Consider the following 14,081-nt stretch of genomic DNA (forward strand, 5'->3'; position numbering starts at 1 on the left):
TGGATCAAGGTAAGCCAAGAGCAGACTTGACCCCTTGGGGAGTGGATTTGGGTTGACTCTTCCGGGTTTCTTCAATATATTTACATTGTATATGGAATGAAGAAGAAATTTCATTGTTTGGAAAGGAATGAATGAGCGATGCCCTTTTACGAATATTCCTGTTCTGCATGTGGTGAAATTTTTGAGATCCTCCAGAGACTCGGCGCTTCGGCCGAGGGGGTGCAGTGCCCGAAGTGTGGCCAGGGTGATTGCACAAAACTGATGTCCGCTTCAACAATTCATGGATCCTGCGGTGATGGACTCACGCAGGGAGGCGGCGGCTGTGTTCCCCGTGGTGGGTTTTCGTGAGGGAGTTGATCCCTGCCGTCGGCAGGAGTAGCCATTATGAATGAAATCTGGGTCTGGGTCATTCTGACCGTTTTTATTGCTTTGCTCGGCCTTCTCTCCTACAAGGGGGGCGGGTGAGGCTGGAAGAAAGTTCCCCCGGCGGGGGAATCAAGAGAAAACTGCCGTAAAAAGCATCCCGGTCGATCTGCGTAATTCCGGTGTTTCTTTCCATCTTTTTTATTATTCGGGTTTTTAATAGATGATCTTACCCCACTTCGCAAAAAGGGGCAAGGAGGGGACCTGTGCCGGTTTCTACAGGATCAGTGAACAATCTCGGAGAGTTTTTGCAGGACCTGCGGGTCGAAATGGACGTTGGCGAGGTTTTGCATTTCTTGCAGGGCGGCTTTTTCGGAGAAGGGCTTCCGCCATGCCCGATTGGAAGTCATGGAGACGAAGGTGTCTGCAACGCAAAGGATTCGGGCCGGCAGGGGGATCTGGTCCCCTACCAGACCGTAGGGGTAACCGGATCCGTTTAATTTTTCATGATGTTGCAGGACCGTATTTTTGACCTCTTCTTCCTCGGTCGCCAGGGCATCCAGGATCTTCCAGCTGAAGAAGGGATGGCGCCGGATGATGGCGGTCTCCTCTTCGGAGAGCTTCCCTTTTTTATTGTACAGTTCACTCCGGATAGCGATCTTTCCGATATCATGCAGCCGGGCGGAGAGGATGAGCCTTTCGGTCTCCTGTGCTGTCAGCTTCATCCTTTTTGCAAGATTTTCCGTATACCGGGCAACACGCTCAGAATGGCCGTTGTGGAATGTGTCCTTGGCTTCCAATACCATGGCCAGCGAAGCAAGCGCTGTTTTAGAGAATCTGTTCTGAATTTCTTCGAAGCGGAGCCCTTCCTTGAGAAAATCAGTCAGGTGAGCACTTAATGGGAGGATTTTCCGTAAGTCCTCTTCCGTGAAGGTTCCTCCGTCCGTTTTGTTTGAGAGGTGAATCACCCCCAGAGTTTTCCCATCCATCCGCAGGGGGATCGACAGGAAAGATCCGTTTTTGTAGTCTTTGTAAAGATTCTTGTGAACGGCGGGGATGGATTCTATGGTTTCCGCCACAACCGGTTTTCCTCCTGCAGCAACCCAGCCGGTCACTGTTTTGTCCGCCGGAACCCGGGTATTCTTAATCAATTCGGTGTAGTTCCCGAAACCGCAGGCCGCCCGGATAACAAACTGGCCGGTGCCGGGTTCCGCAAGGAGGAGGGAGCCTTTCTCTGCATGGAGGGTCTCCATGGCGACTTCCACAATCAGCTCAATCAGTCGTCCCATATTGAAAACGGAATGAATTGTGCGGGTGACCCGGTTTAAATCGAGTTGCTGTGTAAGCGCCTCGGGTTCCGCTGCACGAGGATCCTGTTGCGGATATTGGGTGACCTGGTCCCCCCCCTGCTCCCGGGCGGTCTGCAGGGCCTCTTCCATGGAATGAATCAGGGCCATCTTGTCCTTCGCATCAAAGGGAAAGGTAACCAACCCCGCACTGATGCTGATCCGTACGGATCGCTCTCCCGTTTCATCCTGAAAGAGGTGACGACTGATGGTTTCCCGCAGCCGGTCGGCGAAAACCAATCCGCCCTTCCGGTCGGTTTCCGTCAGGATCAAAGCAAATCGATCTTCGCCGTACCGGCAGACGGTATCGATCTGCCGGATCTGATCCATAAGTATGGTGCTGATTTCACGGAGTGTTTGTTCACCTTTGAGATGTCCACACTGCCTGACATATTCGTCCCAATGGTCCATTTCCATCAGGAGGAGGGACATGGGATTTTTCCGACGTTTCGCTCGTCCGATCTCCCGGTCCAATTGTTCATGGAACTGCAGGAGATTTGCCTGTCCCGGAAGGTTGTGCAGGGGAACAGCGGTGTCTTCCTGCCCATTGGTTTCATAATCCCGGAAGAGTGCTTCGGACTGTATCATGAGCAGCCAGAGGAGTTTTGCGGCATCTTCCGAAAAGGAATTCGTTTCCTTGCTGAAGAGTTGCAGGGTTCCGATAATGTTGTTGCTTGCATAGATCGGCACGGAGATCATCGAGGCGGCATCGGCATAAGTCAGGCACCGGTTCACTAAGTCGTCGCTGCCGCAGGGAACAAAGAAGGTCTTCCCGCTCTGCATACACCATTCTACAAAAAGGTTCCCCTGTGTCAGGGGTCCTGCAATCTCCTGAGAAAATCCTCGAATAATGAAGGGTCTGACCATATCGAGGTCGTTGTTCCGCAGGTAGAGCAGGGCCCGGTCATAGGGGATCATTTCGCTGACCAGGTCACAAAGAACATGCAGGGAAACCTTGAACTCCATGTTCAGGTTGGAGATCATGCCCGCCTTCAGCAGGATGTTGATCTCCTGGAATTTTCTGGAAGCAAAGTCCTGACTGATTTCCGGGGAGATGTCGAGCATATATTTCCGGGCAATCGGATCTTTGATAAATCGTCCGGTGTCAGACATTCTTTTTGTTTCCCATCATAAGTTGCTCCTGTCGTAGAAACGGGCCGAATCTGGAGAACCACTGCAGTGAACCGAAACTACTGATAGATAGATGATGGTCTCGTAAAAAGTCACGAAGCCCTTCGACAGGCTCAGGGCGAACGATGTAAGTTATTGATATTCCGTTCGTGGTGAGCCTGTCGAACCATGAACGGAATCCGGAAAAGGATTTTTTACGACACCATCATAGATGTAAAATAGCAAAAGCCGTGCCAAAGGCTGCGGCCCGGGTTTTTACTGCCCCTCCTCTTTTCAGTATCGAACGGCAGCCTTTGTATCACAAGGAGTTATACGGAATCTGTTCGCGAATCTTCTATCCGGATTCATGATCTTTCATTTCTTCGGCGGGGTGACAGTGTGTAAAAGTTTACAGAAAAAAGGAAAAACTTTTCACTTATTAGGTGATTTTTTTCCCATAGTGCAAGATGCGGTACTTTTGAAAAGAGTGGGGTGATGCCGTTGGAGGGGGAAGCCTTGCTCCGAAAACATGATGCAATAGAATTCCGGAAAGCAGTATGAAAACAAATAAAAAGGCGTCCACAAATTTCGGGACGCCTTTTGGGAATGACATCATGGGGGGATGATGTCAGACGCTTGTTTTCTTTTCATTACCGATACATAGACGAAGCAATCAACATGCCAATTCACCTGATGTCGGTTAAATGATCCATAACCTATTGAAACAAAAGGTGTAATCTTGTTGCAGGTCCTGTTTTTCTCGGGACTGGCCTGGAAGCAATTGGGACAAATCACCACCATGCAAGAAGGCTATATATTAATAAATGTAATGATTCTAATAAGTTAAGCTACTGTGGCAAAATTGTCTCGCGGTGCGTCATTCCGCACAGCCTCAGGTCTTGCACGGTGTCGGCAAGTCTCATGCTCCTGCCGGTGGAGCGTTACGGAAAATACGTGACATCCTTTCCGGGGTATGGTAATAATCTGAAAAATCATGGAGAAAGGGTGCTTTGCTTTTTTTGATCGAAAAGGAGGATCTCGAATGACCGGTATAACAGACGTAAAGGGGCGTGAGATTCTGGATTCACGGGGCAATCCGACCGTTGAAGTCGATGTGACGCTGGCCTGCGGGGTTACGGGTCGGGCGGCGGTTCCTTCCGGGGCATCTACGGGGGAACACGAGGCGGTGGAACTGCGCGACGGTGATTCCAAACGCTATCTCGGTAAAGGGGTCAAAAAGGCGGTACAGAATGTCAACCGGATCATTGCACCGAAACTCAAGGGGATGGATGCCCTGGAACAGGAACGGATCGATGCCCTCATGATTCGTCTGGATGGAACGGCCAACAAGGGGAAATTGGGGGCCAATGCCATACTCGGTTGTTCCGTTGCCGCCGCCCGTGCGGCTTCAGCGGCTCTGGAGATCCCTTTTTACCGTTATCTCGGGGGGATACGGGCCACGCTCCTTCCCGTGCCGATGATGAATATATTAAACGGCGGTTCCCATGCCGACAACAATGTTGATCTCCAGGAGTTCATGGTGATGCCCGTGGGGGCAAAGAAATTCTCCGAGGCACTCCGGATGGGGTCCGAGGTCTTTCATGCTCTGAAAGCGATTCTCAAGAAGAAGGGATACAATACGGCCGTGGGGGACGAGGGCGGTTTTGCGCCGAACCTTTCTTCCAATGAGGAGGCTGTTGAGGTGATCCTGGAAGCCATCTGTCGTGCAGGTTACAAGCCGGGCCGTGAGGTTGCCCTGTCGCTTGATCCCGCTGCCAGCGAGTTTTTCGAGAAAGGTAAATATGTCTTTAAGAAGTCCGACGGTTCTACAAAAAGTCCTGCCCGGCTGGTCGAATATTACGAGGACCTCGTTCGGCAGTATCCGATTATCTGCATCGAAGACGGGATGGCCGAGGATGACTGGAAAGGCTGGGAGATCATGACGGAAAGGCTGGGAGAGAAGGTCCAGTTAGTGGGAGACGACCTCTTCGTGACGAGTACGAAACGTCTTCAGATGGGAATCGACCGGAAGGTGACGAACTCCATCCTGATTAAATTGAACCAGATCGGTACGTTGACGGAGACCTTCGAGGCGATTGAGCTGGCCCGCCGCGCCGGATATACTTCGGTGGTTTCCCACCGGTCCGGGGAGACGGAGGATACGACCATCGCAGATCTTGTTGTTGCAGCAGGGACGGGCCAGATAAAAACCGGCTCCCTCAGTCGGAGTGAGCGGATTGCGAAGTACAACCGTCTTCTTCGGATCGAGGAGGAACTTGGTTCGGCGGCCCGTTTCCCCGGGCGGGATGTTTTTTACCAGGTTGCATCTCCCGCCGCTTTTTCCTGGAAGAAGGGGAAGGGAACGAAATGATTTCGAGATGATGGAGATCTCCCGTCTCAGGCAATCTCTCGAAGATCTCTACCGGACGTACGATATCCGTTATCTGCAGGCCGACCCCCTTTCCATGGTTCACCGGTTTTCCCGGCCGGAAGACCGGGAGGTGGCCGGTTTGATTGCGGCGGCTTTCTCCTATGGCAGGGTCCCGCAGATCTTAAAGACCCTGAAGGGGATCTTTGCCCCCATGGCGGGGGCGCCCTATGCCTTCGTGCAAAATTTTGATCTTGTGCGGGACGGTCCGAAATTCTCGGGGTTGGTGCATCGCTTCAATAACGATCAAGACCTGATCTGCCTCCTGATCGGTTTGCAGCAGGTCTTGAAGGAATTCGGATCTGTAAAGGGTCTTTTTCTGGCCGGTTATGCTCCGTCCGAGCCCGATATCGGCCCGGCTCTGACTCGTTTCGTGGAGTATATTCTTGCCCTTGATTATTCCCCCCTCTACGGGAAAAGGCCTCTCCCTCCGACGGCGGGGGTCCGTTTTCTGCTCCCCTCTCCCCGGAAAAAAAGCGCCTGCAAGCGGCTCAATATGTATCTTCGCTGGATGGTCCGGTGCGGTGATTCCCTTGACCTGGGACTATGGCGGGAGATTTCTCCGGCCAAGCTTCTGATTCCCCTGGATACGCATGTCGCGCGGATTGCGAAACGGATCGGACTGACGAAGCGGACGGCGGCCGACTGGCGGGCGGTTCGGGAGATTACGGAGAAACTTCGGCGCCTCGATCCGGAAGATCCCGTCCGGTATGATTTTGCCCTTGCCCATCTGGGGATTTTGCAGCAGTGTGGAAAAGAGGTAAATGCCGCCGGGTGTGCCGCCTGCGTTCTGGAGTGGACCTGCAGGAAAAACTCCCGGCAGCGATGATTGTTTCCTCACATTATGGATGCCTATTGGTCATGAGGTGGGTTGCCCTCCGTGATCATCATTTTCCGACGCTGCATGATCGTGGTGATCCCGCAGGGTGCGAAAATGTCTTCAGGGCAGCTCATAGATCAACAGGCGGGTTTTTTGCCGGAAAGGAATCATTCCCTCCCGGAGGAAGAGGATCAGATCCCTTTTCCCGTTGTTATCGATATCTCCCACGGCCTGGTCGATAATTTTTCCGAAGATCGGCTGGGTATCCCAGTACTCCCTGACCTGACCGTTGGCCAGGACAAGATCGGCTACGCTCTCCCGGGTCAACAGACTCCTGATGAGCCGGACATTCAGGATCGGCCGCTGCAGGATCAGGAGTAACTCATCCCGGCCGTCCTGATCGTAGTCACCGGAAAGCATGCGATTGGGAATCTTCAATTTTTTCTTCAGCGTCCCCCCTGCGGGATTTTGCACACGGATCTTGTATGTGTGAAAATCGGGAAGTCTGAAAGCATCGATTTTTGTGATCTCCCGCAGGTCGGGGGCATAGAAGCGGAGTTGCCCCGTTCCGGAGAGGCTGTAATAGGCGGAGCCGTCGGCATCCCGTGAATAGTGGCTTCCCGCAGCATAGAGAGCCGCTCCGGGCGGGAAATTCAGCGGTCCTGCCCGCTGGATCCGTCCTCCCTCCCAGTGGTAGCGGCCGATCTTGTCCCGGCCCGGGGTAAAAGACTGTCCCGCCAGGAAAGGATGATCTTCCGGATCCCGAAGGATCTGCAGATAGACGCCGGGAATGACCGCCCTCCGAAAGTGTTTCTCCTGAAAGGTCAGGATACCGGAGAAGAGTTGATGGTTCCGAATTCCCCGGTAAAGGATTTCATCCCTGCCGTCGCAGTTAAGATCACCTGCGTCGAGGGAGAGGTAACGGATCTTCCTGTTATCTTGGTTGACGGCATCGAGGGGAGATTCGGCGTCTTTATGTTTCCAGATCCGGAAGGAAAAGAAACCCTTTTTCTCCTGCTCTTTCGTGCCGGGAGTTAGGAACCGTCCGTATTTCCACTGTACGATACGAAGGATCCTTCCATCCGTGGTGATCAGTTCGTTTTCCCCATCCCCGTCGAGATCTCCGATGACCGCGGAGCGGACCGGGAAAGGGAGCACTTTTTCCTTCCACACTTTCTGCATAACCTGTTTCCGGATATAGGTCGGGATGACGGCCGGGAAGTCGTTTTTCTTCACGGTGTTCCCTGCGGCATGCGCGACGACCGGCACCGGGAACCGGAGCAGGGGAAAGAGGCCGAGGAGGACAAGGATCAGCAGGATACGTTTCATGGAGACTCCCTCAGGGTTTCGGTTCGATTCTCAGTCGTTTCCCCCTGCCGTATTGAAAGATCACTCATTTCCATGTTGAGTTGCAGGAGGGCTTCTTCCCCCGGGGCCAGACGCATTTCCCAGTGCAGAAGAAGGCAGGAACCCTGATAGATTTTCTCAAAGCCTCCTTCCGACTGGGAGACGGTTTCGATCGGAAAGCGCCAAAGGCCGGCCGGTTGCCGTGCAGTGATCCCCCACCGAATGCCGCTCCATTCATCCGTCAGGACGAGGCGTTCCACTCCGTCCATCGCTCCCGTTCCGGCAAGATGAGGGGGAACCGGTTTCTCCCCGTTGATCCGGTAGTAACGGTCCGGGGCATTGCCGGCCAGCAGGGTGATGTTGAATTCAATCCCGAAGCGGCCGGTAAGATCGTCCGGTCCCGTGTTGCGGATGCTGTAATCGATTGTCACCGACGAAACCCCGGCGGTTGCGTGGATGGTTTTTGTCACCCGGACTGTTTTCGGCCTCCCGGCCCCCTGCGCGGAACGGACGGCGCCTTTCCGGGTCAGCGAGAGACCGGTCCCCTTCCCGGTGGTCGCGAGGGAGGCGGTGTAGGCTCCGGCTACGAAGTCTCCCTCCTCATCGTATTTCCCTTGCTGAAAGGCCTCCATGGATGTTTTGTCCGGGAAGAAATGGTCGATCAGGGAATGTCGGGGATAGGGATCATAAACAATCCGTTCCGCCAGTCCTTCTTCTTTCGCCATGACCTGATGATGAATGGTCTGCACACCCCCCTCCTGCGGAGCGGTGAGGGCCCGGCTGATCTCCTGATGATAAAATTCAGGGATCCGGGTCAGGGTATCCTGCAGGTTGAAGGAGCGGGGTTTGAAGTCGAGGCCGATGAGTGTGCCGCCCTGGTGGGGGGCGAAGATCATCGTATAGCTTTCCGAGTTCAGAATCATCTCTTCAGCGCCGTCTTTGTCGAGATCGGCATGAACGGTGTCCAGCCAGACCGACCGGCCGTCATGCAGGAGGGTGTCGGCGATGGCCTCGGCCCGGATCAGGTGACGGTAGATGCCGGCACGCAGGTGGGGCAGGTAGAGCCCGCCGAAGACACCGTGCCAGTAGGCATCGTTGCACTGTCCCTTCCACAGTTCATTGAGGGCGGTCTCTTTCTCCTTTCCGTCAGGGAGGTGGTGAACCTTGTCGCTGACAAAAAGCATCTTTTTGTGCATCCGGTTGCTCTCCGGATATTTGGAAAAGAAGTTTCGCCAGAAACCACCGGCCAGGAAGGGGCGGGCCATTTCTTCCAGACCGGCTTCGGCGAGCCGATCTTTCAAGTGCCGGAACTCTTCCGAAGCGTTCTGCAGCAGCGACCATTCGGCCATTTCCATATAGGAAGAGGTGGGAAGATAGATCCGTCCTCGGGGGGCGTGGCTTTGAAGGACCTCGGAGAAGAGTTTCGGCTCAATCCAGTCCCGGTTTTCGTCCAGGGCCTCGAAAAAGCGGGAGAGCCAGCCTTCCTCGTAGACGGAATGATAGGTCCCGGGCCATACGCCGAACTTTTCTCCATCGTCTCCCATAATCGCAAGCGGGGTCTCCGAGGTATTCCGCATTTCGTCAAGGTAGGCGAGGGTTTCTTCCACCGGGTGGAAAGGAATCAGGTAGCGCAGGCGTTCGCTGCCGGGAAAGACATTCAGGATCTTTCCCTTTTCTTCCGTGATGTAATATCCGTGAAGGGACTCCCCTCGAAGACCGGCCATGATAAAATGGTGATCATCGATGACGATATACTTTGCCCCGGCGTTATGGAGCGATTCCGCCAGGTGGGGCTCCCAGACCCGTTCCGCCAGCCACATCCCCTTCGGTTCGGTCCGAAAGGTCTCCCGGAGAAAAGAGGTCAGCTTGCTCATCTGTCCCTGTTTGTCCGATTCATAGAGCGTGGTCAGGATCGGTTCGTAAAACCCTCCGGACATGAGTTCGACCTGATTTTTTCCCACCAAACTGCAAAGTTCTTTGATGAATTCCGGATGGTTTTCCTTCAGCCATTCCAAAAGGAAACCGGAATAGTGGAGAGTCACACGTATATGGGGGTGTTCCGTCAGTGCGCGGGCGAAGGGAAGATAAGCTTTTTGGTAAGAGGTTTCCAGTACCTGGGAGAAGTTGTCTACCGGTTGATGATTGTGGATTGCAAGAAGGAGTGTAACCGGTTTTGCCATGCATATTTCTCCGGGGATCTTTGAAAGTCGTTGCGATTATAGACAAAGAGCTGATCGAAAGCAACCTTTGTCAGGATCGAAAGCGCAAAAAACTGTAACGACTCAGGTTGCTTCTATTTTTCGGCAGGACAAGGCGTGAGGAGCGCAAAACCGGAGGCGTATTTTTATACGTTGAGGATTTGAGCACCGGAACACCCCAAGATCCCTTATTCCTCAGAACCGCGGAAAGCGGCAAAGATAAATCTCAGGCGGGGCACGCCGAAGGCGTAACCAGTCATGCGGGAAAAGAGGGGTGACCTGAGTCGTTACAAAAAACTGACCGGCCCGAGAGCCGGTCAGTTCAAGAAAGGAGGACAGACTTAATTAAGCGGCCTGTTAAAAGGAAACTTAATTAAGGTGCTTTGTATATAGTTGCACTGCAATCTGTGTGCCGAATCACTGGATATGGATAAGTCATTGAATACATGTGGTTTTGCGACTGTTCTGAAAGTATGCCCGGTTCCCGTTTTGTCCATTTTTATCCATGTTTTCTTTCGGGTTCCATCTCCTGTCCGGGAAAGCGGTGCAGGACAAGGGCTGAGCGCTTGTGCAGAAAAGAACAGGGCAAAGTGCAATTTTGCACAAGAAGATTTCTCTCGGTGATGGAATATTCATGCCGATTCTTCCTTCTGTTCCCATAGTATTTCTTCAATTGCTCGTGTAATCCGTCGGAGTCCTTTTTTCTGTTTCGCCGAGACCGGGATGGCTTTGAACCGTTCTGCAAGTCTGTCTGCCTGCTTTGTGGGGAGCCGGTCGATCTTGTTGAAGATCAGAAGGGAAGGGAGTGAGAGCAGATCGAGATCGGCAAGAACTTTCTCCACCGTCTCCATATGGTCTTCGAAGGAGGGACTGGAGAGGTCGACGACATGGAGCAGGAGGTTTGCATCCTGAAGTTCATCGAGGGTGGCCGAAAAGGCGCCGAAAAGGTCCTCCGGCAGGTCCCGGATAAAACCTACCGTGTCGGTAATGATCACCTCCCGTTCCCGTGGGAAACGAAGACGGCGGGTGGCGGTGTCGAGCGTAGCGAAGAGCTTATCCTCTGTGAGGACCGTGCTCCGGGTAAGGGCGTTTAAAAGGGTTGATTTCCCTGCATTGGTGTAACCGACGATTGAGATAATGGGGATTTCCTGACGATTTCTCCGGGCCCGGCGCTGTTTTCTTCCCAGATTTATCTGTTTTAATGTTCTTTCCAGGCGATTGATTCTGTCCCGGGTTCGTCGACGGCTGATCTCCAATTTTGTTTCTCCGGGTCCTCTTCCTCCGATTCCGCCTGTGAGTCGGGAGAGTCCGGAGTCCTTTTCTCCGAGGCGGGGAAGCAGGTACCGCAGCTGGGCCAGTTCCACCTGGACCTTGCCTTCCCGGCTCATGGCATGCTGTGCAAAGATGTCAAGGATCAGTTGCGTTCGGTCGATGATACGCATCTCCGTGAGCCGGGCGATGGATCGTGCCTGACCGGCCGTTAAATCCTGATTGAAGACGATCAGGTCGGCGCCTCTTTGCAGGGCGGTAATGACCAGCTCCTTGAGCTTTCCCTCTCCCATGACGAAGCGGGGATGGATCCGGGGCCTGCGCTGCAGGATACGATCGAGGACCTCGATCCCCGCGGTATGGGCCAGTTCCTCCAACTCCAGGAGGGCCTCTTCCTCCCTTACCCGCTTCCGGGTGGTGACGCCGATGAGGATTGCCCGGTCGCTTCGTTTCAGAGAAGCTCCTTCCGGGAGGGAGCGGTTGATTCTGTTCTCCAATTCGAGAACATAGGGGAGAAAGTCGATCTTGATCCCTTCGAGGGGTTGTGGTGGCAGGATTTTCCAGGGATCGCCATCCTTGTGGTGGGGCATGAGGTGGGCCAGAAAGACCCGGCCGGGGAGACCTTGCGTACCGACGGAGACGGCTGCGATCAGGTCGAGCCGCAGGAGGGCCAGGTCCGTCAGATCGTCGCTGCTTAAGGGGGTTTCTTTCAGGTGGGTGTGAATCAGGCGGAGTCCGCAAAGTCGGGAGGAGGAGGTCCGGTATCGGGAGAGATCGGGCAGAAACAGGCCCTTCGGGTCCCCGACAACGACGAAGCGGATGATTCCTTTCCGGTCGGCAAGGAGCCCGATCTGTCTTCCGATTTCAAAAGAGAGTTCCGTGAGATAACGGGCCAGGTCCCGGTTGAGTACCTCATCCGCCGGGATCCTTCGCCGGTAGAGTTTCTCGATCTTCCGGATCTGGCTCGGCTTGAGGCCGACGGTATTTCCAAAGATATTCTTGATGGTGCAACCTCCTGCGAACAAATTATAGACAGGGAAGGAAAAAAGATCAAGGCGGACCTTGCGACAATCGGTCGCTGCTTGCCGCAAGATTCGGAAAGAAATATTTGCCTCTCCTTCCGCTTGCGTGGTAATTTAGATTTCGCAGAAAATGGTAGAGGCTTTCAGGAAAGAGGACAATGGCACAAGGGGAACTCTGCTATGCCGAGTTTGCTTCGCCTTTCGGCCCGGTCTGGGTCAGCGGGAACGATACCGGAGTCACCGCGATCGTCTTGTCGCCGCATGAGGTGAAGCGGGCGCAAAGAGAGCTTTTGAAGCGGTTCCCTGGGATCCTGCGGGAAAACTCCGGAAAGTTGGCGCCCGTCATCCGGGAAGTGAGTCGATATCTTGACGGATCTTCCGAGGAGATTGCCCTGCAGGCCGACCTGACCGGGTTGCCCCCTTTTCGGCAACGGGTCTTGAAGGTTCTGCAGACGATCCCTTACGGGGAAGTGCGAAGTTATCAGTGGGTCGCAGTGCAGGCGGGAAGTCCCCGGGCCTTTCGGGCGGCGGGTTCCGCCTGTGCCGCCAATCCACTTCCTTTACTGATCCCCTGTCACCGTGTGATCGCCGGGGACGGCTCACTCGGCGGATTCCGGGGCGGGACCCTGCTCAAAAAACGGTTGCTGGCACTGGAGGGGGTTGACCTGTCTTCGATGACCCGGAGGCGAAGATGAAAATTACTTCACAGCAGGGGAAAGGGGGGAGCGACCGGTCTGGAGGGAAAAGGGATGGGACAGGCGGATAATGTGAAAAAGATCGGTGCGGCACGGTTTTCCGTGGGGGCCGCCCTCGGTCTTGCCGTTCTGAAATTAACGACCGGTTTTCTGCTTCATTCCCTTGGGATGATCTCAGCCGGTGTTGATTCTCTCATGGATCTCATTGCTTCCGGGATCAATTATTTCTCCATGAAGCAGGCGATCAAACCGGCCGACCGGGAACATCCCTACGGTCATGGGAAGATCGAGAATATCGCCTCTCTCTTCCAGGCGGGGATCATCGGTCTGGCCGGGTTGTTGCTGATGGGGGAGGGGATTCGCCGGATGCTGCTTGTCGAGGCCGTTCCCGTCTTCGATGTGGGGATCTTTGTGATGGCTCTTTCCGGCGTGATCAGTTATCTTGTGGGAAGACGTCTGGCCCGGTTCGCCCGGATGACCGATTCCCCCCTTCTTGCAGCCGACGCCCTCCATTTCACCATCGATACCTGGACCAATACCGGCGTTGTGCTGGCCCTGCTTCTTTCCCGATGGAGTGGAAAAATCTTCTTCGACCGGGCGGCGGCAATCCTGATCGGAGGCTGGATCCTCTATGCCGCACTGAAGCTCTTTCGGAATGCCCTCGCCGCCCTGATGGATCAGAACATCTCCCCGGAAATGGAGGAAAAAATCGACCGGATCATCCTCGATCATTGCGAGGAGATCATCGGTTATCATCGGATGCGGACCCGGCGGTCGGGTTCAAAGAAGATGATCGATCTTCATCTGGTGATCTGCAAGGATATCACTCTTGACGAAGCACACGGAATTACGGAGGAGCTGGAGAAAAAGATTGAAGAGGATATCAATAACTCCGACGTGATGATCCATATCGAGCCCTGTGACATGGAATGCCCCCGGATACGGGAGCAGTGCCTCTACAAGACCGAACCTTCCTCCCCCGCAGATGGGTCTTGATCACTCATCGGCCACCGGGACCCCTTTGATCTTCTGACCGAAAACAAATTTTTTCTTCGGATTTGCCGAGGTCATAAAATGATGGTGACCGCAGATCGGGCATTTGTAGAAGTAGCTTTCGCTCAGGATCGAAAAGTTGTCGATCCCGTTGGATTCATAATTCATGCTGGCCTTGTACATGGTTGAAGAACACTTGGGGCAGGTCATCGTTCGCTCCTTTATCAGAAAACGGTTTATCTATAAGTCTACAAAGTAGAGTAATTTGATCCTGTTTGTATTATATAGCGGTTTTTCCAAAAGTCAAGGAGGATGCTCTCGTAAAAAGTCGTTTTCCGGATTCCGTTCATGGTTCGACAGGCTTCCGAGCATGGTGAGCTTGCCGAACCACACGAACGGAATATCAATCACTTACACCGTTCGCCCTGAGCACGCCTGTCCTGAGCTGGTCGAAGGGTCGAAGGGCTTCGTGACTTTTTACGACACCATC

At 53.9% G+C, this 14,081-nt stretch carries 9 protein-coding genes and 1 pseudogene; 5 read left to right on the top strand and 5 right to left on the bottom strand.

Annotated elements, in window-relative coordinates; all coding sequences use genetic code 11:
• Window positions 1–138 precede the first annotated feature (138 nt).
• Window positions 139–348, top strand: a pseudogene (locus GXP58_11985) (zinc ribbon domain-containing protein).
• A 299-nt stretch (window positions 349–647) separates the two neighbouring features.
• Here the strand turns inward: GXP58_11985 and GXP58_11990 are convergent.
• Window positions 648–2,822, bottom strand: coding sequence for a diguanylate cyclase (locus tag GXP58_11990; GenBank protein NOY54314.1), 2,175 nt, complete (start codon window positions 2,820–2,822; stop codon window positions 648–650).
• 1,039 nt (window positions 2,823–3,861) lie between these two features.
• Between GXP58_11990 and eno the strand changes: the two genes are divergently transcribed.
• Together eno and GXP58_12000 are read left to right on the top strand one after the other, a co-directional pair.
• Window positions 3,862–5,190 carry a phosphopyruvate hydratase gene (eno, locus tag GXP58_11995; protein NOY54315.1) on the top strand — a complete coding sequence of 443 codons (1,329 nt, stop codon included), beginning with the start codon at window positions 3,862–3,864 and terminating at the stop codon, window positions 5,188–5,190.
• Window positions 5,191–5,200: 10 nt separating this feature from the next.
• Entirely contained in the window at window positions 5,201–6,076 is an 876-nt protein-coding gene (locus GXP58_12000) for a TIGR02757 family protein (protein NOY54316.1), read from the top strand.
• Window positions 6,077–6,187: 111 nt separating this feature from the next.
• Here GXP58_12000 and GXP58_12005 read toward each other — a convergent pair whose 3' ends face one another.
• The 3 genes from GXP58_12005 to hflX all read right to left on the bottom strand — a co-directional run bounded on the left by GXP58_12005 (window position 6,188) and on the right by hflX (window position 11,906).
• The gene (locus GXP58_12005) at window positions 6,188–7,396 is read right to left on the bottom strand and encodes a hypothetical protein (protein NOY54317.1); all 1,209 of its coding nucleotides are present in this window, start codon (window positions 7,394–7,396) and stop codon (window positions 6,188–6,190) included.
• Window positions 7,393–9,594, bottom strand: a complete 2,202-nt coding sequence (locus GXP58_12010) for a DUF1926 domain-containing protein (protein NOY54318.1) — start codon at window positions 9,592–9,594, stop codon at window positions 7,393–7,395. Before GXP58_12010 ends, GXP58_12005 begins: the two co-directional genes overlap by 4 nt.
• A gap of 650 nt (window positions 9,595–10,244) precedes the next feature.
• Window positions 10,245–11,906, bottom strand: a complete 1,662-nt coding sequence (hflX, locus tag GXP58_12015; protein ID NOY54319.1) for a GTPase HflX — start codon at window positions 11,904–11,906, stop codon at window positions 10,245–10,247.
• Window positions 11,907–12,061: 155 nt separating this feature from the next.
• Here hflX and GXP58_12020 point away from each other — a divergent pair, with 155 nt between their 5' ends.
• Both GXP58_12020 and GXP58_12025 read left to right on the top strand, forming a co-directional pair.
• Window positions 12,062–12,598, top strand: a complete 537-nt coding sequence (locus GXP58_12020) for a methylated-DNA--[protein]-cysteine S-methyltransferase (protein ID NOY54320.1) — start codon at window positions 12,062–12,064, stop codon at window positions 12,596–12,598.
• A 54-nt stretch (window positions 12,599–12,652) separates the two neighbouring features.
• Entirely contained in the window at window positions 12,653–13,594 is a 942-nt protein-coding gene (locus GXP58_12025) for a cation transporter (protein ID NOY54321.1), read from the top strand.
• Here the strand turns inward: GXP58_12025 and GXP58_12030 are convergent, their stop codons facing one another.
• Window positions 13,595–13,801, bottom strand: coding sequence for a hypothetical protein (locus GXP58_12030; protein ID NOY54322.1), 207 nt, complete (start codon window positions 13,799–13,801; stop codon window positions 13,595–13,597). It lies immediately after the preceding gene.
• Between the last annotated feature and the right edge of the window lie 280 nt (window positions 13,802–14,081).

Source organism: Deltaproteobacteria bacterium, assembly GCA_013151235.1.
GTDB lineage: Bacteria > CG2-30-53-67 > CG2-30-53-67 > CG2-30-53-67 > CG2-30-53-67 > JAADIO01.